This window comes from Streptomyces albospinus, assembly GCF_014648695.1.
Taxonomy (GTDB): Bacteria; Actinomycetota; Actinomycetes; order Streptomycetales; family Streptomycetaceae; genus Streptomyces; species Streptomyces albospinus.
The window spans coordinates 481768-502803 of sequence record NZ_BMRP01000002.1 but is presented as its reverse complement, the minus strand read 5'-3'; the positions used below and the strand labels follow the sequence as shown (position 1 = coordinate 502803).

General features: G+C 73.0%; 18 protein-coding genes and 2 pseudogenes. 13 read left to right on the top strand and 7 right to left on the bottom strand.

The genetic code is table 11. From position 1 onward, the window contains the following. Positions 1-156: 156 nt before the first annotated feature. From IEZ17_RS05500 to IEZ17_RS05485, 4 genes are all read right to left on the bottom strand, one after another. Positions 157-1092, bottom strand: a complete 936-nt coding sequence (locus tag IEZ17_RS05500) for an amino acid ABC transporter permease (RefSeq protein ID WP_189296914.1) — start codon at positions 1090-1092, stop codon at positions 157-159. A gap of 100 nt (positions 1093-1192) precedes the next feature. Beyond that, positions 1193-1840: an amino acid ABC transporter permease gene (locus tag IEZ17_RS05495; protein ID WP_189296912.1), complete on the bottom strand. Its 648-nt coding sequence runs from the start codon at positions 1838-1840 to the stop codon at positions 1193-1195. A 161-nt stretch (positions 1841-2001) separates the two neighbouring features. After that, positions 2002-2913, bottom strand: a complete 912-nt coding sequence (locus IEZ17_RS05490) for a glutamate ABC transporter substrate-binding protein (RefSeq protein WP_189296910.1) — start codon at positions 2911-2913, stop codon at positions 2002-2004. 56 nt (positions 2914-2969) lie between these two features. After that, the gene (locus tag IEZ17_RS05485) at positions 2970-3755 is read right to left on the bottom strand and encodes an amino acid ABC transporter ATP-binding protein (protein WP_189296908.1); all 786 of its coding nucleotides are present in this window, start codon (positions 3753-3755) and stop codon (positions 2970-2972) included. A gap of 286 nt (positions 3756-4041) precedes the next feature. Between IEZ17_RS05485 and IEZ17_RS05480 the strand changes: the two genes are divergently transcribed. The 4 genes from IEZ17_RS05480 (at position 4042) to IEZ17_RS05465 (ending at position 8132) form a co-directional block, all read left to right on the top strand. Next, positions 4042-4779, top strand: coding sequence for a response regulator transcription factor (locus tag IEZ17_RS05480; RefSeq protein WP_189296907.1), 738 nt, complete (start codon positions 4042-4044; stop codon positions 4777-4779). Between the two features lie 15 nt (positions 4780-4794). Next, complete coding sequence (locus IEZ17_RS05475) at positions 4795-6210, top strand: sensor histidine kinase (RefSeq protein WP_189296905.1); 1416 nt, start codon at positions 4795-4797, stop codon at positions 6208-6210. Between the two features lie 210 nt (positions 6211-6420). Continuing rightward, positions 6421-6624, top strand: a complete 204-nt coding sequence (locus IEZ17_RS05470; protein ID WP_083107766.1) for a cold-shock protein — start codon at positions 6421-6423, stop codon at positions 6622-6624. A gap of 14 nt (positions 6625-6638) precedes the next feature. Beyond that, positions 6639-8132: a DEAD/DEAH box helicase gene (locus IEZ17_RS05465; RefSeq protein ID WP_373299729.1), complete on the top strand. Its 1494-nt coding sequence runs from the start codon at positions 6639-6641 to the stop codon at positions 8130-8132. On the opposite strand, the gene IEZ17_RS05460 is transcribed toward IEZ17_RS05465, so the two are convergent. Together IEZ17_RS05460 and IEZ17_RS05455 are read right to left on the bottom strand one after the other, a co-directional pair. Further along, positions 8122-9117 (bottom strand): TAXI family TRAP transporter solute-binding subunit, encoded by a 996-nt coding sequence (locus IEZ17_RS05460; protein WP_189296903.1) that lies wholly within the window; start codon positions 9115-9117, stop codon positions 8122-8124. The genes IEZ17_RS05465 and IEZ17_RS05460 overlap by 11 nt on opposite strands. 48 nt (positions 9118-9165) lie before the next feature. After that, positions 9166-10149, bottom strand: coding sequence for a LysR family transcriptional regulator (locus tag IEZ17_RS05455; RefSeq protein ID WP_189296901.1), 984 nt, complete (start codon positions 10147-10149; stop codon positions 9166-9168). Between the two features lie 125 nt (positions 10150-10274). Here IEZ17_RS05455 and IEZ17_RS05450 point away from each other — a divergent pair, with 125 nt between their 5' ends. The 4 genes and pseudogenes from IEZ17_RS05450 to IEZ17_RS05440 all read left to right on the top strand — a co-directional run bounded on the left by IEZ17_RS05450 (position 10275) and on the right by IEZ17_RS05440 (position 13360). Next, entirely contained in the window at positions 10275-10892 is a 618-nt protein-coding gene (locus IEZ17_RS05450) for a maleylpyruvate isomerase family mycothiol-dependent enzyme (protein ID WP_189296899.1), read from the top strand. A gap of 104 nt (positions 10893-10996) precedes the next feature. Beyond that, a pseudogene (gene miaB, locus IEZ17_RS05445) lies at positions 10997-12275 on the top strand (tRNA (N6-isopentenyl adenosine(37)-C2)-methylthiotransferase MiaB); the annotation flags it as partial. Between the two features lie 107 nt (positions 12276-12382). Then, positions 12383-12607 (top strand): annotated as a pseudogene (locus tag IEZ17_RS44370) (tRNA (N6-isopentenyl adenosine(37)-C2)-methylthiotransferase MiaB); the annotation flags it as partial. A gap of 42 nt (positions 12608-12649) precedes the next feature. After that, positions 12650-13360, top strand: coding sequence for a class III extradiol ring-cleavage dioxygenase family protein (locus IEZ17_RS05440; protein ID WP_189296895.1), 711 nt, complete (start codon positions 12650-12652; stop codon positions 13358-13360). Between the two features lie 122 nt (positions 13361-13482). Here IEZ17_RS05440 and IEZ17_RS05435 read toward each other — a convergent pair whose 3' ends face one another. Beyond that, positions 13483-13833 (bottom strand): hypothetical protein, encoded by a 351-nt coding sequence (locus IEZ17_RS05435; RefSeq protein WP_229851891.1) that lies wholly within the window; start codon positions 13831-13833, stop codon positions 13483-13485. A gap of 182 nt (positions 13834-14015) precedes the next feature. Here IEZ17_RS05435 and miaA point away from each other — a divergent pair, with 182 nt between their 5' ends. The 5 genes from miaA to IEZ17_RS05410 form a co-directional block, all read left to right on the top strand. Continuing rightward, complete coding sequence (gene miaA, locus IEZ17_RS05430; protein WP_189296893.1) at positions 14016-14954, top strand: tRNA (adenosine(37)-N6)-dimethylallyltransferase MiaA; 939 nt, start codon at positions 14016-14018, stop codon at positions 14952-14954. 108 nt (positions 14955-15062) lie between these two features. Beyond that, positions 15063-15584 carry a hypothetical protein gene (locus tag IEZ17_RS05425; RefSeq protein ID WP_189296891.1) on the top strand — a complete coding sequence of 174 codons (522 nt, stop codon included), beginning with the start codon at positions 15063-15065 and terminating at the stop codon, positions 15582-15584. A 359-nt stretch (positions 15585-15943) separates the two neighbouring features. Then, positions 15944-16822, top strand: coding sequence for a diaminopimelate epimerase (dapF, locus tag IEZ17_RS05420; protein ID WP_189296888.1), 879 nt, complete (start codon positions 15944-15946; stop codon positions 16820-16822). A gap of 333 nt (positions 16823-17155) precedes the next feature. Then, entirely contained in the window at positions 17156-19351 is a 2196-nt protein-coding gene (locus tag IEZ17_RS05415; protein ID WP_189296886.1) for a RelA/SpoT family protein, read from the top strand. 118 nt (positions 19352-19469) lie between these two features. Continuing rightward, a partial coding sequence (locus IEZ17_RS05410; protein WP_189296885.1) for a M1 family metallopeptidase occupies positions 19470-21036 on the top strand: 1567 nt, incomplete at its 3' end.

The following is a 21036-nucleotide window of genomic DNA, read 5'->3' as shown; positions in this document are numbered from 1 at the left end:
ACGGGACGTGCGGGAACTGGCAGTTGGAGCCCGGTGCGTGATCACACAGCGTATGCAACCCATTGCGACCGCTCGCGTCAAGTGACGGAGGCGGTGGCGCCGTTGCCACCGCCTCCGGGCGGTCCGGTATCAGCCGGGGAGTGGCCGACCGTCCCGTCAGCCCTTGGTGCCCGCCGCGCCGTCCGGAGCCGCGCCGGCGGCCTCCATCGCGTCGGTGGCGGTGACCGGTTCGGCGGCTTCGGCCATGCCGATGCCCGTCTTGGCGCGACGGCCGCGCCGCTCGATCCAGTTGGCGAGCGCGGACAGGGCCAGGCACATCGCGACGTAGATGCTGCCGACGACGATGATCACCGGGATGTAGGTGTCGTTCCCGTTGACGATGATGTTGCCGCTCATCAAGCGGGCCTTATAGAGCAGTTCCTCGTAGGTGATGATGTAGCCGAGGGAGGTGTCCTTCAGGGTCACGACCAGCTGGCTGATGATGGTCGGCAGCATCGCCCGGACGGCCTGCGGTATCAGCACCGTCGTCATGACCTGCGTCTTGCTCATGCCCAGCGCGTACGCGGCCTCCTTCTGGCCCTTGGGCACGGAGTTGATGCCGGCCCGCAGCACCTCGGCCTGGACCGAGCCGTTGTAGACCATCAGCCCGACGACCAGTGCCCAGAACTGCGGCTGGCTGCCGGTGAGGCCGAGGCTGTCGCGGTTGCTGAGCAGGATCACCCACAGCGCGTAGATGGTGATCAACAGCGGGACGGCCCGGAAGAGTTCGACGAACCCGGTCGCGAACCAGCGGATCGGCTTGCGGTCCGACAGCCGCGCCACCGCGAGCAGCGCGCCGAGGGCGAGCGACAGCACCGCGGCCACCGCGAAGACCTGAAGTGTCGTCAGGACGCCGTCGCGGATGCTGGTGCGCACGCCGGCGTAGTTGAAGATGTTCCACACTTCGGGCTGGAGCTGCCCCTTGGCGCTCAGCCGCAGCACGACGAAGGCGATCAGCCCGAGCACCGCCAAGGTGCCCAGGACGGCGTAGACGCGGTTGCGCGCCTTCGCCTTCGGCCCCGGAACGTCGTAGAGAACGCTGGCCCCGCTCATGCCCATACCTCGCTTCGTTCCGCCCCGCCTGCGCGTGGCACCTGCGTCGTGCCGTTCCTCCCCCAGCCGTTGGCCGGGGGGACCCCCATGCTGCGACCACTCATCGGGCCACCCCCAACCGGCGCTCCAGCAGCCGGAAGAGGCCGCTGATGGCGAAGGTGATGACGAGGTAGGCGAGCGCGATCCAGAGGAAGATCCAGGCGATCGGGTAGCCCCTGTCGTTCAGCAGCTTGGAGACGTTGAACAGCTCGGTGACGCTGAACGCGCCGGCGATCGCCGAGTTCTTCGTCAGTGCGATGAAGATGCTGCTCAGCGGGGGGATGACGGTACGCGTCGCCTGCGGCAGCACGATCAGCCGCAGGGTCTGGGAGAAGGTCATCCCGAGGCTGCGGGCGGCCTCCGCCTGCCCCAGCGGCACGGTGCTGATGCCGGACCGGACCGCCTCGCACACGAACGAGGAGGTGTAGAAGCCGAGCGCCAGGGTGGCGAGCACGTACGGGCTCGCGCCCTGGAAGAGGATCTGCGGTACGACGAAGAACGCGACCAGGAAGAGCAGCGTCAGCGGCGTGTTGCGCAGCACCGTGACCCAGGCCGTTCCGAAGGCGCGCAGCGGCGGTATCGGAGAGACCCGGAAACCGGCTATGAGCACGCCGAGCACCAGGGCGAGCAGCGCGCTGGAGGCGGTGATCGCCAGGGTTCCGAGGAACCCGTCCCGGAACTCGGGCAGATAATCGAGGAGTACGTTCATGGGGTCTCCGCGGTAGCGGTCGGGCCGGCGACGGGGAAGAGGGGCGGCTCAGAGCGAGAAGGAGCGCGCGGGCTCAGGAGGGGGCGCGGGAGACACCGCGCCCCGTACACCCGCCGCGGCGGGCGTACGGGGCGGCGCGGTCCGGTGTGCGGCGGGCGGCCTCAGTACCGCGGCAGCGGGGTCTCCGGCGCGACGTAGGCGGAGCCGGACTTGCCGAGCGTGCCCTCGTACGCCTTCTGGTAGTCACCGTTCTTGATGTGGTTCTCCAGCGCGCTGGTGATCGCGTCGCGCAGGGCCTTGTCGTCCTTGTTCAGGCCGACGCCGTAGGGCTCCTTGGTGAAGGGGTGGCCGACGACCTTGAGCTTCTCGGGGCGCTGGGCGGCGTAGCCCTTGAGGATCGCGTCGTCGGTGGTGACCGCGTCGACCGAGCCGTCCAGGAGGGACTTCACGCAGTCCGAGTACTTGGACTGCTCGACCGTCTGCGCGCCGTACTTGGGCTTCTTGATCTCCTGGAGCGGGGTGGACCCCACGATCGAGCAGACCTTCTTGCCCTGGAGGGAGTCCGGGCCGGTGATGGCCTTGTCGTCCTTGCGCACCAGGAGGTCGGCGCCGGCGGTGTAGTACGGGCCCGCGAAGCTGACCTGCTTCTTGCGCTCGTCGTTGATGGTGTACGTACCGACGTAGTAATCGACCTGGCCCTTGGAGATGGTGGTCTCACGGACGTTGGAGTCGATGGTGTTGAACTTTATCTGCTTCTCGGAGAAGCCCAGGTCGGCGGCGACCATCTTGGCGATCTCGATGTCGAAGCCGGAGTACTTGCCGGTGGCCGGGTCCTTGAAGCCGAGGAACGGCTGGTCGGCCTTGACGCCGATGGTGATCTGACCGGCCTTCTGCGCCTTCTTGAGCGTCGCGGAGTCGACCTTCACATCCTTGGCGACCGTGTAGGTGCCGCTGTAGACATCGCCGCCGGCCGGCTTGTCGCCCGCCGTACCCGACTGGCCTCCGCAGGCGGTCGCCGTCGCCGCCAGCGCGAGCACCACCGCACCCGCCGCAGCCGTCTTACGCATCCTCATGGTGAACATCCTTAGGTTCAACAGGTGTTGGCATTCATGGTGGCCCAACCGCGGCCTCAGTGGTGGAGGATCTTCGACAGGAAGTCCTTCGCCCGGTCACTGCGCGGGTTGGTGAAGAACTGGTTCGGCTCGGCCTCTTCGATGATCCTGCCGTCCGCCATGAAGACCACCCGGTTCGCCGCGGAGCGCGCGAACCCCATCTCGTGGGTGACCACGACCATCGTCATTCCGTCCCGGGCGAGTTGCTGCATGACGTCCAGCACCTCGTTGATCATCTCCGGGTCCAGTGCCGAGGTCGGCTCGTCGAAGAGCATCACCTTCGGGTCCATCGCCAGGGCGCGGGCGATCGCCACACGCTGCTGCTGGCCACCGGAAAGCTGTGCGGGGTACTTGTCCGCCTGGGTGCCGACGCCGACCCGGTCGAGCAGCGTACGGGCCTTCTCCTCCGCCGCGGCCTTGTCCGTTTTGCGGACCTTGGTCTGGCCCAGCATCACGTTCTCCAGCACCGTCTTGTGTGCGAAGAGGTTGAAGGACTGGAAGACCATGCCCACGTCGGCGCGCAGCCGGGCCAGTTCGCGGCCCTCCTGTGGCAGCGGCTTGCCGTCGATGGTGATGCTGCCGCTGTCTATGGTCTCCAGGCGGTTGATCGTGCGGCACAGCGTGGACTTGCCGGACCCCGAGGGCCCGATCACCACGACCACTTCACCGCGCCGGATCGTCAGGTCGATGTCCTGGAGCACGTGCAGCGCGCCGAAGTGCTTGTTCACGTTGTCCAGCACGACCAACTGGTCCCCCGCGGGCGCGGGACCCTCGGCGTTCTTGGTCACCGATACTTCGCTCATCGGCGTACAGCTCCGTCCTCCTCGGTTGGGAGGACCCTAATGACGCCCCGCGACCAGCGTCATTACATCTGAGGGAGAATTGAGCATAACGATCCGGCTTCAAACGGACACACCGTGTGAAGGCGGCGCCGCTGTGGTGTGGGGTGGGGTAACGCACCGTAGGCCCCGGCGGCGTACCGGCTGGGTAACGGATGGCGGCCCGGAGGTGGCGTCCTCTTGACGGGTGGGGCGGCTATCCCCGTAGATGCCCTGTGGCCCGTACGCACACACCGAAGGAGGGGGCCGGATGAGACTGCTGCTCGTCGAGGACGACGACCATGTCGCCGCTGCCCTGTCCGCGGTGCTGGCCCGGCACGGCCTGTCCGTCGTGCACGCCCGCAACGGCGAGGAGGCCCTCCAGGCCCTGCTGCCCGACGACGGCGAGCCGTTCGCGGTGGTGCTGCTCGACCTCGGGCTGCCCGACCAGGACGGCTTCGAGGTGTGCGGCCGGATCCGCAGGATCTGCACGACCCCGGTCATCATGGTCACCGCGCGCTCCGACGTGCGCTCCCGTATACACGGCCTGAATCTCGGCGCCGACGACTATGTCGTCAAGCCCTACGACACCGGCGAACTGCTCGCCCGTATCCACGCGGTGAGCCGGCGCACCACCCCGGCTCCAGGCGGCGAGCCCGCCGAGGAGGCCGCTCTGGTGGAGCCGCTGCGGCTCGGCCCGGTCACCGTCGAACTCCCCACCCGCCAGGTGTCCGTGGACGGCACCGCGGTCCCGCTCACCCGCAAGGAGTTCGATCTGCTCGCCCTGCTCGCCCAGCGCCCCGGGGTGGTCTTCCGCCGGGAGCAGATCATCAGCGAGGTGTGGCGGACGAGCTGGGAGGGCACCGGTCGGACCCTGGAGGTGCACATCGCCTCGCTCCGCGCCAAACTGCGGATGCCGGCGCTGATCGAGACGGTCCGCGGCGTCGGCTACCGCCTCGTGGTCCCGGCCGCCGGCGCCGCCCCGGCCACCCGGCCGCCGGCCCGCTGACGGCCGCCGGTCCCCGTGCGCACCCGACTCCTCCCGCTCCTCATCGTCCTGATGGCCGGTGTGCTGCTGGCGCTCGGCATCCCGCTGGGAGTGATCACCGCCGGGGTGGAGCAGCAGAAGGTGGTCGTCGACCGGATCGACGACGCCGCGCGGTTCGCGTCCCTCGCCCAGTTCGTCACCGCCCGCCCCACCGCCGCGTCCAGCGCCAAGACCCCCGAGGAGGACGAGCGGCTGGCCACCCTGCGGGCCGAACTCACCCGCTACTACGGCCTCTACGGCATACGGGCCGGCGTCTTCTATCGCGACCGCACCCCCATGGCCGCCGCCCCCGGGGACCTGCCGGTGCCCTCGGACGGCGAGGGCGCCCAGGCGTTCAGCGAGGCGCTGGCCGGCCGCCGCAGCCATGACCCGCACCAGGTCTGGCCCTGGGACGACACCGGCCGGATCCCGGTCGCCTCGCCGGTCATCCGGGACGGCGACGTGGTCGCCGTCGTCGTCACCGACTCGCCCACGGGGCAGATGCGTTCGCGGATCCTGCACGGCTGGCTGCTGATCGCGGCCGGGGAGGCGGCGGCCATGCTCGTCGCGGTCGGCGCGGCCTTCCGGCTCACCGGCTGGGTGCTGCGGCCGGTACGCGTCCTGGACACGGCCAGCCACGACATCGCCACCGGCCGGATGAACGCCCGGGTCGCCGCCACCGCCGGACCGCCCGAACTGCGCCGGCTGGCCCGCTCGTTCAACGAGATGGCCGACCATGTCGAGGAGGTCCTGGAACAGCAGCGCGCCTTCGTCGCCGACGCCTCCCACCAGCTGCGCAACCCGCTCGCCGCGCTGCTGCTGCGGATCGAGCTGCTGGCCCTCGAACTCCCCGAAGGCAACGAGGAGATCGCCTCGGTCCGCACGGAGGGCAAGCGGCTCGCCCGGGTCCTGGACGACCTCCTCGGCCTCGCGCTCGCCGAGCACACCGCCGCCGACCTCCAGCTCACCGACGTCGCGGCGCTGGTCGCCGAACGCGTCGGCTCCTGGCGCCCGTTGGCGGACGACAAGGGCGTCCGGCTCACCTACGAGGGCCACATCGCGGTCACCGGCTGGGCCGACCCGGTCGCCCTCTCCAGCGCGCTGGACGCGGTGGTCGACAACGCCCTGAAGTTCACCCCGGCCGGCGAGCCGGTCACGGTGGCCGTCGCCCCCGACGGCGCGCACGTGCGGATCACCGTCGCCGACCGCGGCCCCGGCCTCGCCGAGGACGAACTCGCCCGGATCGGCGACCGGTTCTGGCGCAGCAGCCGCCACCAGAACGTCTCCGGCTCCGGCCTCGGCCTGTCGATCACCCGCGCGCTGCTCGCCGCCGGCGGCGCCACCCTCTCCTACGCGCCGCATCCCCCGCACGGCCTGGAGGTCACCGTGAGCGTGCCGCGCAGCGCCCCGTGACCGGCCCGCCGCACCCCCGAGGGGCGGCGTACGCCTGTGCTATCGTGAACGGCGTTGCAGTTGTGGTACCCATGAACTTTGTGCGCGCCCGGAGGCTGGAAGCCCCGGGCGTTCCTTGTTTTCCGGCCTGGTTCCGGTGTGGGGCGATCATCTCGGCGACAAGGAGGCCGCACGGTGCGGCCTCCGGATTGCCCCATGAAGGAGAAAAACATGGCTTCCGGCACCGTCAAGTGGTTCAACTCGGAAAAGGGCTTCGGCTTCATCGAGCAGGACGGCGGCGGCCCCGACGTCTTCGCCCACTACTCGAACATCCAGTCCCAGGGCTTCCGCGAGCTCCTTGAGGGCCAGAAGGTCACCTTCGACGTGACCCAGGGCCCCAAGGGCCCGCAGGCGGAGAACATCGTCGCCGCCTGACGCCCCCGCGTCCCGTGGACAGGGCCCGCACCGGCCACTCCGGTGCGGGCCCCGTCCCGTTCCCGCGGGGCGGCACCCCTCCCGCGGCCACCTCTCTCCCTCCCTCTGAAGGGCCTGCCGTGACACCAGCGACCGCACCGCGACCGAGCGCCGACCCCGGGACGCCCGCCCCGGCGTCCACCCCTCCGCCGGCCGGCTCCTTCGACGAGCTGCCGCTGGCCGAGGCGCTCCGCACCGCGCTGCGCGAGCAGGGCGTCACCACACCGTTCCCCATCCAGGCGGCCACCCTTCCGGCCACCCTCGCCGGCCGCGACGTCCTCGGCCGCGGACGCACCGGCTCCGGCAAGACCCTCGCCTTCGGCCTCGCCCTGCTCAGCCGTACCGCGGGCAAGCGCGCCGAGAGCAAGCGCCCCCTGGCGCTGGTCCTGGTCCCCACCCGCGAACTGGCCGGCCAGGTCACCGACGCGCTCGCCCCGTACGCCGCGGCACTGCGGCTGCGCTGCGCCACCGTCGTCGGCGGCACCTCGATCAACCGGCAGACCGAGGCCCTGCGCAAGGGCGCCGAAGTGCTGGTCGCCACCCCGGGCCGGCTCGCGGATCTGCTCGACCGGCGCGCCTGCGCGCTCGACCGGGTCGCCATCACCGTCCTCGACGAGGCCGACCAGATGACCGACATGGGCTTCCTGCCGCAGGTCACCCGGCTGATGGAGAAGACCGACCCCAACGGCCAGCGGATGCTGTTCTCCGCCACCCTCGACCGCAATGTCGACAAACTGGTCCGCCGCTTCCTGACCGACCCGGTCACCCACTCCGTGGACCCCTCGGCCGCGACCGTGACCACCATGGACCACCACGTCCTGTACGTGGACGACGCCGACAAGCGCGCCACCGCCACCGAGATCGCCGCCCGCGACGGCCGGGTGATCATGTTCGTGGACACCAAGCGCGGCGCCGACCGCCTCACCAAGCACCTGCTCGCCCAGGGCGTCCGCGCCGCGGCGCTGCACGGCGGCAAGACCCAGCCGCAGCGCACCCGCACCCTGGAGCAGTTCCGCACCGGCCGCGCCACGGCGCTGATCGCCACGAACGTCGCGGCCCGCGGCATCCACATCGACGGCCTCGACCTCGTCGTCAACGTCGACCCGCCGACCGAGGCCAAGGACTACCTCCACCGCGGCGGCCGTACCGCGCGGGCCGGCGAGTCCGGCACCGTCGTCACCCTCGTCACGCCCGGCCAGCGCCGGGAGATGACCCGGCTGATGCGCCAGGCGAAGATCACCCCGGACACCGCCCGGGTCCGCCCCGGCGACGCCGAGCTGATCCGCGTCACCGGCGCGCGCACGCCCAGCGGCGAGCCCGTCGCGATCACCGCGCCGGCGCCGGAGCGGGCGGCCAGGCCGGGCGCCCCCGGCGGCGGCAGCGGCAGCGCTAACGGTGGCGGTGGCGGTGGAAGGCGCCGGCGCCCGCGCCGCGGCCGGCCGTCGGGACGCAGGCCGGTCACTGCTTGACCGACACGTAGTACTCCCGGGCCCCCGTGTGCAGCGGCAGCGGATCGGTGAACACCGCCGTCCGCAGATCCACGTTCTGCGCCGCGTGCACCTCGTGCCCGATCGCGTCCCGGCTGTTGATGACGGTCCGGGTGATGCCGAACGTCAGCGCGGCATTCTCCCGGTCCGTCGTCACCAGCAGGTTCGCGACCGCGATGGTCTTGACCGCCTCGCCGTCCTGCGCCTGCGGATACGCGTCGGCGGGCATCACCGCCGCCCGGTAGTAACGGGTCCGCTCGCCCTGTTCGTGCAGCCCCTCGCTCAGGTCCCCGAGCTGCACCAGCCGCACGGGGAACCGCTGTACCAGCCGCTGCACCGCCTGCGTCGGCAGTCCGCCCGACCAGAAGAACGCGTCCAGGTCGCCGTGCTCCAGCTGACCGGGCATCTGGTCGATGCCCACCCGCACCGGCACGATGTCCCTGTCGAAATCCAGGCCGGCCGCCTCCAGCAGCCGCCGGGTGATCAGCTGGACGCCCGAGCCGTCCGCCCCGACGCCCACCCGCAGCCCCCGCAGGTCCTTGGCCGACCGCACCGGGGAGTTCTTCGGCACCACGAGCTGCATGTAGTCGTCGTAGAGCCGCGCACAGGCCCGCAGCCGGTCCGCGCCCGGCTCGTGCCGGACCTGGTAGGCGGCCACCGCGTCCGCCGTCGCGATGGTGAACGCCGCCCGCCCGGAGACCAGTTGGCGCAGATTGTCGATCGAGCCCTCGCTCCGCGTCAGCCGCAGGTCCACCCCCGGCATGTCCCGCGCCAGATCCTGCTTCAGCAGCTCGCCGTAGCGCGCGTACACCCCCGTCGGCACCCCGGTGGCCAGCGTCACCCGACCGCTCGGCGCACGCTCACCGGCCGGCGGCAGCAGCCAGCACAGCACCAGCCCGAGCGCGGCCAGTGCCGCAGCCGCCGCCGTGAGTGCCCGGCGGCCGGGGCGCGGGAGTGCTGTGACCATGGGCGGGATCCTGCCAGCACGGGCCGCCCAGGGGGAGGGGCGGGGAGGTCACGTATCGGCCTCTGGACGCCGCCGGGCCGAACGCCGCCCGCCGCCCGGCTCCGCGCCCTCCCCGGAGGGCGCCGCGCCCGCCGCCCCCATCGCCGTCCGCAGGCACTCCAGCAGCGCCCTGGCCGCCGGCCCCGCCGGACCCTCCGCCCGCCAGGTCAGCGCGACCCGGCCGCGCGGGCACGGCGCACGGAATTCCAGCGTCCGCACCCCGGCCGCCTTCGCCGCATCGGGCGCCGGGACGACGGCCACGCCCAGCCCCCGGGCCGCCAGCCGGGTCAGCAGCTGCGGCGCCGCCGCCTCGAAGGCGATCCGCGGCCGGAACCCGGCATCGGTGCAGGCGCGCTCCAGCACCCCGCGGATACCGGTCCCGCGCGGCAGGCTGATCAGCGGGCGGTCGCGAAGCGCCGCCAGCGGGATGCACCCGCCCTCCGCGGACGCCAGGAGCGGATCGTCCGGCGCGACCGCCGCCACCAGCGGCTCGTCGACGACGACCTGCATCGACAGCCCCGCCGGCGGCGCCGCGTCCGCGACGCCCAGCAGCGCCACATCGAGCTCCCCGCACTGGAGCGCGGTGAGCATCCGCTCCGAGGTGTCCTCGGTCAGCGCGATGTCGACCTGCGGATGCGCGTCGTGGAAACCGGCCAGCAGCGTCACCACATCGCGGTCGGTGCCGACGTGCGCCCCCGACACCATCCCGAGGGCGACCTGGCCGCGCAGCAGCCCGGTGAACTCGTCCACGGTGTGCCGTACGCCGTCGACGGCGGCCAGCGCGGCCCGCGCGTACGGGAGCACGGCCGCACCCACCTCGGTCAGCGTCACCGAGCGGCCGGACCGGTCCAGCAGCGGCTGCCCCAGCTCCCGCTCCAGCTGCCGGATCTGGGCGCTCACCCCCGGCTGCGCCAGATGCAGACGGGCCGCGGCCCGGGTGAAGTTGGCCTCTTCCGCCACTGCGACGAAGTACTGGAGCTGGCGAAGTTCCATAACCGGCAATGCTAGCCACCAGAACACCAAACTCTTGGACTTATGGCACCCGCCGCCAAGATCCTGGAAGCCGGACAGCCGACGGGTGCGGCCGGGGACGGCCGCCCGGAAACGGGGGAGCGACCATGGACATCCGCGACGCCATCGCCGCCGAACGGCGCGACCTGGCCGACCTGCTGGACGGCCTGTCGCCCGAGCAGTGGGACGCACCCAGCCTCTGCACCGGCTGGCGGGTCCGCGACGTCGCGGCCCATATGTCGCTCGGCTTCCGTTACCGGCTCCCGGCACTGGCCGCCGAACTCCTCAAGGCCCGCGGCAGCCTGCACCGGATGACCGACCGCTGCGCCCGCAAGGACGCCGCCGCCCTCTCGCCGGTGCAACTCGCCGCCGCCCTGCGGGACAACGCGGACCACCCCTGGACCCCGCCGGTCGGCGGCTTCGAGGCGGCGCTGGGGCACGACGTCGTGCACGGCCTGGACATCAGCGTCCCGCTCGGCCTCGACCGCCGCGTCCCCGAGGACCGCATCCGCGTCCTGCTGGCCGGCATCACCCCCAAGTCCCTGAAGTTCTTCGGCGCCGACACCGACGGCGTCGCCCTGCACGCCGACGACCTCGACTGGTCCTTCGGCACCGGCACGCCCCTCCACGGCACCGCCCAGGACCTCCTCCTCGTCGCGTTCGGCCGCAAACTCCCCGCGGGCCGCCTCCGCGGCGCACCGCGGGACCGCTTCGCCGCCGCCTGAACGGACCCGGCCCGCGGCAGCCCCGGTCGCGCGCCGAAGGCCGCTCCGCAGCGGCCCGGGATCCGGCGTCCGGAGATGTCCCCGGCAGCGCCTACCCTTGAGGAATGACCAGCAGCAGCGACCGGAGCCAGGCAGTGGGCGTCAACAGAAGCTACGAGATCCGCACCTACGGGTGCCAGATGAACGTCCACGACTCCGAGCGGCTGTCCGGCCTGCTGGAAGAGGCCGGATACGTCCCCGCGCCCAAGGACGGCGACGGCGCCGACGTCGTGGTCTTCAACACCTGCGCGGTGCGCGAGAACGCCGACAACCGGCTCTACGGCAACCTCGGCCAGCTCGCCCCGAAGAAGACGGCGCGGCCCGGGATGCAGATCGCCGTCGGCGGCTGTCTGGCCCAGAAGGACCGCGACACCATCGTCAGGAAGGCCCCCTGGGTCGACGTGGTCTTCGGGACGCACAACATCGGCAAGCTGCCCGTCCTGCTGGAGCGCGCCCGCATCCAGGAGGAGGCGCAGGTGGAGATCGCCGAGTCCCTGGAGGCGTTCCCCTCGACCCTGCCGACCCGCCGCGAGAGCGCGTACGCCGCCTGGGTCTCCATCTCCGTGGGCTGCAACAACACCTGTACGTTCTGTATCGTCCCGGCGCTGCGCGGCAAGGAGAAGGACCGCCGGCCCGGCGACATCCTCGCCGAGGTGGAGGCGCTGGTCGCCGAGGGCGTCAGCGAGATCACCCTGCTCGGCCAGAACGTCAACGCCTACGGCTCGGACATCGGCGACCGCGAAGCCTTCAGCAAGCTGCTGCGCGCCTGCGGGAAGATCGAGGGCCTGGAGCGGGTCCGCTTCACCTCCCCGCACCCGCGCGACTTCACCGACGACGTGATCGCCGCCATGGCCGAGACACCGAACGTGATGCCGCAGCTCCACATGCCGTTGCAGTCCGGCTCCGACCGGGTCCTCAAGGCGATGCGCCGCTCGTACCGCCAGGAACGGTTCCTCAGCATCATCGAGAAGGTCCGCGCCGCGATGCCGGACGCGGCCATCTCCACCGACATCATCGTCGGCTTCCCCGGGGAGACCGAGGAGGACTTCGAACAGACCCTGCACACCGTGCGCGAGTCCCGCTTCGCGCAGGCGTTCACCTTCCAGTACTCCAAGCGCCCCGGCACCCCCGCGGCCGACATGGAGGGCCAGATCCCCAAGGCCGTCGTCCAGGAGCGCTACGAGCGCCTGGTCGCCCTCCAGGAGGAGATCTCCTGGGAGGAGAACAAGAAGCAGGTCGGCCGCACCCTGGAGGTCATGGTCGCCGAGGGCGAGGGCCGCAAGGACGGCGCCACCCACCGGCTCTCCGGCCGCGCGCCCGACAACCGCCTCGTCCACTTCAACCCCACCCTGCGGGAATCGGACGACCGGCCCGGCCCGGGCCCCGAGGCATCCGACGCCACCGGGCTCGCTCCGCGACCCGGCACTGCGTCCAACGGCACCGGGCTCGCTCCGCGACCCGGTGACATGATCACCGTCGAGGTGACCTATGCCGCTCCGCACCACCTTCTGGCCGAGGGCCCGGCCCTGAGCATCCGGCGCACCCGCGCGGGCGACGCCTGGGAGAAGCGCAATGCCGCCCCCGCGGAGAAGCCCAAGGGCGTCCTCCTCGGTCTGCCCACCATCGGCGCCCCGGCCCCGAGCCCGGCGCCCGCGGCCGGCTGCGGCTGCGACTGACCCGCGCGAACGGCCCGGACCCCGGGCGTTACGCTGCGTGGCATGCTCGTTGCCGCTGCCCTGTGCCCCTGCCCGCCGCTACTCGTCCCGGAGGTCGCCGCCGGCGCCGCCCCTGAGCTGGACGTGCTGCGGGCCGCCTGCCTGGACGCGGTCGGCGTACTCGCCGCAGCCCGCCCGGACCGCCTGGTCGTCCTCGGCCCCACCGACGAGGCGGGCCGGGGCGCCTACCCGCAAGGCGCCACCGGCACCTTCCGCGGCTTCGGGGTGGACCTCCACGTACGGCTCGGGGCCTTTGGACCGGCGCCCGAACGGGACCTCCCGCCGTCGCTGTCCGTCGGCGCCTGGCTGCTGTCCCGTACGGACTGGGCCGACGCGCCCGTCGAGGGGCTCGGGGTGACGGAGTCGCTCACCGGCGACCGCTGCCGGGCGCTGGGCCGGGAACTCGCCGCGTCCGCGCCCCGGTTGGCGCTGCTGGTGATGGGCGACGGCAGCGCCCGCCGGTCGCTCAAGGCGCCCGGCTACTTCGACGAGCGCGCCGCGGACTTCGACGCCGCGGCGGCCCGCGCCCTCGGAGCCGCCGACCTCGCGGCCCTGGCCGCCCTCGACGAAGAGCTCGCCGCGGACCTTCTGGTCTCCGGACGGTCCTGCTGGCAGGTCCTGGCGGGTGCCGCCGAGGGCGCCGGCCTGCGCGGCCAACTGCTGCGCGAGGAGGCCCCGTACGGCGTCGGCTACGTCGCGGCGGCCTGGACGTAATCCGCGGCACGGCGGCCCGCCGTACGCGTCCGCACCGCGCCGCGGCACCGAGGCAGCGCAACGGCCGCGAGGCTGCTTGCTCGCCCCGCGGCCGTTGCGACCCGCATCCGGCTGGCGTGCGCCTACTTGCGCGCGCCCTCGCTGTCCGCCGCCGCTCCCGCGGACTGCTGCCGCGGAATCCCGGCGCCCTCGGCCGCCTCGGCCGGCCGGGCCGGCTCCTCGGCCGCCGCGTCGCCGTCCGCCTCGCCGGACTCCTCCGGCGCCGCCTCGGCCGCGGCCTGCTCGGCACCCTCCGGCCCGGCCGCCGCGGCGTCTGCACCGGCCTCGGCCTGCGCCGCGTCCGCCTGCGCGCCGTCCTCCGGCTGCGCCTCCGACGCCGGCTGCGGCTCCGACTCCGCCGTCACCGCCGCTGCGGCACTCTCCTCCATCGCCGCCTCGGCCTTACGCCGACGGAACCGCGAAAACACGCCCATAACCGCTCCTACGCTCCTCATGTGGGCGAAATCCCTTCGTCGCCCGGAGCGTCCTCTTGCGCCGCCCGACGGGCGCCGGCAGCGCACCGGCGTTCGGGATCTCGCAACAGGCAACGACGCCATCCGTGCCCCGTCACGTCGCTCGTTCGAGATGGGTGCGTGAGGTTTGCGAGACTGACGGGGTGAACACCGTCGTCCCCACTCCTCGGGTCATCGCCGTCGTCGGCCCCACCGCGGCCGGAAAGTCCGATCTGGGCGTCGCGCTCGCCCGGCACCTGGGGGGCGAGGTGATCAACGCCGACTCGATGCAGCTCTACCGCGGCATGGACATCGGCACCGCCAAGCTCACGCCGGAGGAGCGGCAGGGCGTCCCGCACCACCTCCTCGACATCTGGGACGTCACCCGCGCGGCCAACGTCGCCGAGTACCAGCGGCTGGCCCGCGCCGAGATCGACCGGCTGCTCGCCGAGGGCCGCACCCCGGTCCTCGTGGGCGGCTCCGGCCTGTACGTGCGCGGCGCCCTCGACGCCCTGGAATTCCCCGGCACCGACCCCGCCGTCCGCGCCCGCCTGGAGGCCGAACTGGCCGAACTGGGCAGCGGCGCCCTGCACGCCCGGCTGGCCGCCGCCGACCCCGAGGCCGCCCGCGCGATCCTGGCCGGCAACGGCCGTCGCATCGTGCGCGCCCTGGAGGTCATCGAGATCACCGGCCGCCCCTTCACCGCCAACCTCCCCGGCCACGAATCGGTCTACGACACCGTGCAGATCGGCGTGGACGTCGAGCGCCCCGAACTCGACGAGCGGATCGCGCTCCGGGTGGACCGCATGTGGGAAGCAGGCCTGGTCGACGAGGTGCGCCGCCTGGAGTCCGCGGGGCTGCGCGAGGGCCTGACCGCGTCCCGGGCGCTCGGGTACCAGCAGGTGCTCGCCCAGCTCGCGGGGGAGTGCACCGAGCAGGAGGCGCGGGACGAGACGGTGCGCGCCACCAAGCGCTTCGCGCGCCGTCAGGACTCGTGGTTCCGCCGGGACCCGCGGGTCCACTGGCTCAGCGGCGCCGCCGACCGCCGGGCCGACCTCCCCGGGCTCGCGCTGGAGTTGCTCGAACGACCGGTCACAGCCTGATCACGTCATGGCATCGGGACGCCCCGGCCGTCATCCGGCCCCCTGAGGGCGTGTCATCATCGACCTTCGATCGAGGCGTGCAATCTGTAGTGGGGAGGGCGCGTGGCAATGGAGGCCGGCCCTCGCAACAAAGCCCAGCAACCGGACCGTCACGGCACCGAGGTGGCACCGCCGCCCCACGACGGCCCGGACACGCGCGACGGCATCCCCGAGTCCCATGACGGCCCCACGGTCGCCCTGGACGCCTCGGACGGCCCCGACGCCGACCACGACGCACCCCCCGAGGGCGGCGAGTCCTTCCGCGACCTGCGCCCGCCCCGCCGGCTGCGCCTGTGGCAGCTCGCCCCGATCGTCGGCCTCGCCGCCGTCGGGTCGCTGATGTTCGCCTTCCCGCTCGCCTTCGAGTTCGGCGGCGACGGCGGCGCGGTGATCGCCATGCTCGGCCTGCTGCTCTGCTGCTGCGCCGCCGGCTGGGGCATGATGGCCGCCCGCCGCGTCGGCTACACCTGGCCCGGCCTCCCGGCCCGCGGCTCCGGCCGCCGCGCCGGCTGGCGCGTGGTCCTCCTCTACGTCGCCGTCGTCGCCGTCCTCGCCGCCCTGGCCATCTGGCGCGTGGCCCGACTGCGCTGAGCCCCGGCCCGCCGCCTGTATTCCCCGCCGCCCACCCGCACCTCTTGATTTTGTTTTTCCCCGCCGCCCACCCCCCTTCGGGGGGTGGGCGGGTCTGGAGCAGCGCGGAGCGCGAGGCGCGGAACGCGCAGGGGGGAGGGGCCAGGGGCTCGTAGGGGGAGGGGGTGGGGAACAGCCACGCACGGGGGGAACGCATACGTAGGTAACGGGCACGCGAGCGGGCAACAGGCACGATAGGCAACGGGCACGCACGTGGGGAACGGGTGCGTACGCGGGCGCCCGTGTCCCACCCCGGGCCCGCCCGTGGGCGGCCTCGGCCCCGTGGCGCCGGGGCGGTGCGCGCCCCGTAGGATTCAAGGGTGACCAGCACGCAGCGCATCGCCTTCCTCAAGGGCCACGGCACCGAGAACGACTTTGTGATCGTCCCGGATCCGGACGGCCGGCTCGATCTGCCCGCGGCGGCCGTCGCCCGGATCTGCGACCGGCGGGCCGGTGTCGGCGGCGACGGGCTGCTGCGTGTCGTACGGTCCGCCGTCCACCCGGAGGCGCGGGCGCAGGCCGGCGAGGCCGAGTGGTTCATGGACTACCGCAACGGCGACGGCTCGATCGCGGAGATGTGCGGCAACGGTGTCCGGGTCTTCGCCCGGTACCTGCTCCACGCGGGGCTGATCGAGGCCGGCGACCTCGCGATCGCGACCCGCGCCGGGGTGCGCCGGGTCCATCTCGCCAAGAGCGGCGATGTCACCGTCGCCATGGGGCGGGCCGAACTGCCCGAGGAGAGCGTGGTGGTCACGCTCGACGGGCGCAGCTGGCCGGCCCGCAACGTCAACATGGGCAATCCGCACGCCGTCGCGTTCGTCGAGGACCTGGCGCACGCCGGTGACCTGTACACGGCGCCGCCGTTCAGCCCGGCCGCGGTGTATCCGGACGGTGTGAACGTCGAGTTCGTCGTCGACCGCGGCCCGCGCCATGTGGCGATGCGGGTGCACGAGCGCGGCTCCGGCGAGACCCGCTCGTGCGGCACCGGCGCCTGCGCGGTGGCGGTCGCCACCGCCCGCCGGGACGGCGTGGACCCGGCCGTGACCGGCACGCCCGTCACGTACACCGTCGATGTGCTCGGCGGCAGCCTGACGATCACCGAGCTGCCGGACGGCACGGTCGAGATGACCGGCCCGGCCGTGATCGTCGCCGAGGGCAGCTTCGAGCCGGAGTGGCTGACCGGCGCGCTCGGCGCCTGAGGGCCGGGGAGGCCGACCGTTCCGCCGACGGGCGGCGCTGCTCCGCGACGGGGACCGCTCGCTCGTCGACGCCGGTAGCACGTCGTGCCGGACGCGCCACGCCCGGCTGCCGGCGCCTCCGCCATCTGGCCCGCACGGTCCGCGTCCCGCTCCGCGATTCGCCTCCTCAGGGGAGAAACGGTTCTGGCCAGAAATTTCGCTCGAATGGGTGATCCGGTTCACGCTGAGCGAGAGCCGGACAGCGCTGCGTGATGGGCTCGGTAGCATCAAGCACCGGCCCAGGCGCCAGAACTGACGGCGTCCCACCGCCGGTCGACGCTGCCGGAGGTGCCCATGAGCGCAGAGGCCACGAACCCTGGTAACCCTGAAGCAGCGGGCCGCAAGCGCGGGCGCCCCCGGCCGGCGCTGCGGGGGCTGCGCCGTATCGGCCGCGCCGCGCTGCTCGGCCCGACTCCCCGCGACGGCCTTCCGGATGCCCTGGAGCATGTCGCCAAGGTGCACCGCCGCCACCACCCCGACGCCGACCTGGACATCCTCAGCAAGGCGTACCAGCTCGCCGAGTCCTCGCACCGCGGGCAGCTGCGCAAGAGCGGTGAGCCGTACATCACCCACCCGCTCGCGGTGACCCTGATCCTCGCCGAACTGGGCGCGGAGCCCACGACGTTGACCGCCTCCCTGCTCCACGACACCGTCGAGGACACGGAAGTGACGCTGGATCAGGTACGGGCCGAGTTCGGCGCGGAGGTCTGCTACCTGGTCGACGGCGTCACCAAACTGGAGAAGGTCGACTACGGTGCCGCGGCCGAGCCGGAGACGTTCCGCAAGATGCTGGTGGCGACCGGCAACGACGTGCGGGTGATGTCCATCAAGCTCGCCGACCGGCTGCACAACATGCGCACGCTCGGCGTGATGCGGCCCGAGAAGCAGGCCCGGATCGCCAAGGTGACCTGTGACGTCCTGATCCCGCTCGCCGAACGCCTCGGTGTCCAGGCGCTGAAGAGCGAGCTGGAGGACCTGGTCTTCGCGATCCTGCACCCGGAGGAGTACGCCACGACCCGGCGGCTGGTCCTGTCGTACGCCGGGCGGCCCGATCCGCTCGCCGCGATCGCCGGGCGGACCCGTACGATCCTGGCCGACGCCGGGATCGACGCCGAAGTCCTGGTCCGGCCACGGCACTTCGTCTCCGTGCACCGTGTCCTGCTGGCGCGCGGGCAGCTGACCGGCGCGGACCTGGGGCGGCTGCTGGTCCTGGTGGCGGAGGACGCCGACTGCTACGCCGTCCTCGGCGAGCTGCACACCTGCTTCACGCCGGTCGTCTCCGAGTTCAAGGACTTCATCGCCACGCCCAAGTTCAACCTCTACCAGTCGCTGCACACCGCCGTGCGCGGCGAGGGCGGCGAGATCGCCGAGACCCTGATCCGTACGCACCAGATGCACCGGGTGGCCGAGGCCGGGGTGATCGCGCTGGGCAATCCGTACGCACCCACGGACGGCGCGGACGCCCCTGAGGGCGAGCGGGCCGACCCCACCCGCCCCGGGTGGCTCGACCGGCTGCTGGAGTGGCAGCGCACCACCCCCGACCCGGACACCTTCTGGACCTCGCTGCGCGACGACCTCGCCCAGGACCGGGAGATCACCGTCTTCTGCACCGGCGCGCCGGCGGACGGGGCGCCGGACGGCTCCGCGCGCCCCGCCGGCGGCGCCATCGGCCTGCCGGCCGGTGCGAGCTGCGTGGACGCGGCGTACGCCCGGCACGGCGAGGCGGCGCACTGCTGCATCGGCGCCCGGGTCAACGGCCGGCTCGCCACGCTCGGCACCGTCCTGCACGACGGCGACAGCCTGCATCTGCTGATGGCCCCGGACTCCGCCGCCGGCCCCTCGCCCGAGTGGCTCGACCACGCCCGGACGCCCGCCGCCCGGCTCGCCATCTCCCGCTGGCTGGCCCGGCCACCGGGAGGTGGCGAGCCGCCCGCCACCCCCGCCGGCCATCGTGGCGAGCACCGCAAGGCCCCGGGGCACCGCCCCGCGGGACCGGACCGGGGTGCCGCCGCCTCCGGGCTCGCGGTGGCGGACCTGCCCGGGGCCGCGGTCCGACTGGCCGGCTGCTGCACCCCCGTGCCGCCGGACACCGTCACCGGATTCGCGGTCCGCGGCGGTACGGTCACCGTGCACCGCGCGCTGTGCCCCGCCGTGGCGCGGATGGCGGCGATGGGCCGGCAGCCGGTCGGGGTGCGCTGGCGGGGCGCCGTGAAGGGCGGCCACGGCTGCCGGGTGACCCTCCTGGCGGAGGCGTTCAGCCGGCCGCATCTGCTGGCCGACCTCACGGAGGCGATCGCCGCCCAGGGCGCCGCTGTGGTGTCGGCCGCCGTCGAGCCCCCGCACGAACAGCTGGTGAGGCATACGTACACGCTCCATCTGCCCAACGCCGCCGGGCTGCCCTCCCTGATGCGGGCGATGCGCCAAGTGCCCGGCGTGTTCGATGTGTTGCGGGCCGGCCGGCCCCGTCCCGCCGCGGCGCTGCGGCCCTGACGGGCCGCAGGGCAGATCCGGCAGACCGGCGCAAGCCGGACTCCCCTGCGCCGCTCGTTCGGGTGCCGTCCTGCCGCGTCGTCCACGGGGGAGCGGGCCGCGCTGATAGCGGTAGCCCATGTCGCTTCCCTTGCGCCGCCCGTCCGGCGGGTCCGACGGGCTCACCGCCCGCCCCGCCACCGACCACTCCGCGCCCGTACGGCGCCGCTTCCGTGCCGTACCCGGCCGGATCCCGCGCCGGGCCGCGGCTCTCGGCCTCGCGATCGCCGCCACGCTGGCCGCGGCCGAGCCGCCGCCCGTCGTCCCGCTGGGCATCGGCGACCGCCTCTTCCCGACGCTCGGCAACCCCGGCTACCACGTCACGTCCTACGACGTGTCCCTGGACTACTCCGGCCGCAACGACCGGCCGCTGGACGCGGTCACCGTGATCAACGCCCGCGCCACCGGCAACCTCGACCGGCTCAACCTCGACTTCGCGCGCGGCACCGTCCGCTCCGTGGAGATCGACGGGGCGCCTGCCCGGCACCAGCAGGCGGGCGAGGACCTGGTGCTCACCCCGGCCGGCCACATCTCCCCGGGGCAGAACCTGCGGATCGTCGTCCACCACACCAGCAATCCGGTCGGCGAGGGCAACGGCGGCTGGATCCGCACCAGGGACGGGCTGGCGATGGCCAATCAGGCCGACGCCGCGCACCGGGTCTTCCCCTGCAACGACCACCCCTCCGACAAGGCGTACTTCACCTTCCACATCACCGCGCCCCGCGGCCTGGTGGCGGTCGCCAACGGGCTGCCCGTGGGGCAGGCCACCCGCGGACCGCGCCGCACCTGGACGTACCGCACCGCCCACCCCATGGCCACCGAGCTGGCGCAGGTCTCCATCGGGCGGTCCGCCGTGCTGGAGCAGCACGGGCCGCACGGGCTGCCCATCCGCGATGTGGTCCCGGCCGGCCACCGGGCCCTGCTGGGGCGCTGGCTCGCCAAGACGCCGGGTCAGGTGGCCTGGATGGAGCGCAAGGTCGGACGCTTCCCGTTCGAGACCTACGGGGTGCTGATGGCGGACGCCAGCACCGGCTTCGAGCTGGAGACCCAGACCCTCTCGCTCTTCGAGGAGCGCCTGTTCACCACGGCCCAGCTGCCCGACTGGTACGTCGAGTCGGTGATGGTGCACGAGCTGTCCCACCAGTGGTTCGGCGACAGCGTCAGCCCCCGCCGGTGGTCCGACGTCTGGCTCAACGAGGCGCACGCCACCTGGTACGAGATGCTCTACGCCCAGGAGAAGGGCGACAGCCGCGCCTCTATGGAGGCGCGGATGCGCCACGCGTACGAGATGTCGGACGGCTGGCGCACCGACGGCGGCCCGCCCGCCCTGCCCAAGCTCCCCGACCACGGCCAGAAGATCAGCATCTTCCGGCCGGTGATCTATGACGGCAGCGCCCTGGTCCTCTACGCGCTGCGCCACAAGCTGGGAGCGGAGGGCTTCGAGCGCCTCGAACGGGCCTGGGTGGAGAAGAACCACGACGGGGTGGCCGGCACCGCCGACTTCATCAGGCTCGCTTCGCAGATCTACGGGCACAACCTCTCCGGCTTCTTCTGGGAGTGGCTCTACGGCACCAAGACCCCGGCGATGCCCGGCCACCCCGACTGGAAGCCCCGGGCGGCCGGGAGGACGCCCGGGGCCGGCGGCC

Bases quoted from the DNA above. Each gene is read 5' to 3' on its own strand.
- IEZ17_RS05500 (WP_189296914.1), bottom strand. From the start codon at position 1,092: ATGAGCGGGGCCAGCGTTCTCTACGACGTTCCGGGGCCGAAGGCGAAG.
- IEZ17_RS05495 (WP_189296912.1), bottom strand. From the start codon at position 1,840: ATGAACGTACTCCTCGATTATCTGCCCGAGTTCCGGGACGGGTTCCTC.
- IEZ17_RS05490 (WP_189296910.1), bottom strand. From the start codon at position 2,913: ATGAGGATGCGTAAGACGGCTGCGGCGGGTGCGGTGGTGCTCGCGCTG.
- IEZ17_RS05485 (WP_189296908.1), bottom strand. From the start codon at position 3,755: ATGAGCGAAGTATCGGTGACCAAGAACGCCGAGGGTCCCGCGCCCGCG.
- IEZ17_RS05480 (WP_189296907.1), top strand. From the start codon at position 4,042: ATGAGACTGCTGCTCGTCGAGGACGACGACCATGTCGCCGCTGCCCTG.
- IEZ17_RS05470 (WP_083107766.1), top strand. From the start codon at position 6,421: ATGGCTTCCGGCACCGTCAAGTGGTTCAACTCGGAAAAGGGCTTCGGC.
- IEZ17_RS05460 (WP_189296903.1), bottom strand. From the start codon at position 9,117: ATGGTCACAGCACTCCCGCGCCCCGGCCGCCGGGCACTCACGGCGGCG.
- IEZ17_RS05455 (WP_189296901.1), bottom strand. From the start codon at position 10,149: ATGGAACTTCGCCAGCTCCAGTACTTCGTCGCAGTGGCGGAAGAGGCC.
- IEZ17_RS05450 (WP_189296899.1), top strand. From the start codon at position 10,275: ATGGACATCCGCGACGCCATCGCCGCCGAACGGCGCGACCTGGCCGAC.
- IEZ17_RS05440 (WP_189296895.1), top strand. From the start codon at position 12,650: ATGCTCGTTGCCGCTGCCCTGTGCCCCTGCCCGCCGCTACTCGTCCCG.
- IEZ17_RS05435 (WP_229851891.1), bottom strand. From the start codon at position 13,833: ATGGGCGTGTTTTCGCGGTTCCGTCGGCGTAAGGCCGAGGCGGCGATG.
- IEZ17_RS05425 (WP_189296891.1), top strand. From the start codon at position 15,063: ATGGAGGCCGGCCCTCGCAACAAAGCCCAGCAACCGGACCGTCACGGC.
- IEZ17_RS05415 (WP_189296886.1), top strand. From the start codon at position 17,156: ATGAGCGCAGAGGCCACGAACCCTGGTAACCCTGAAGCAGCGGGCCGC.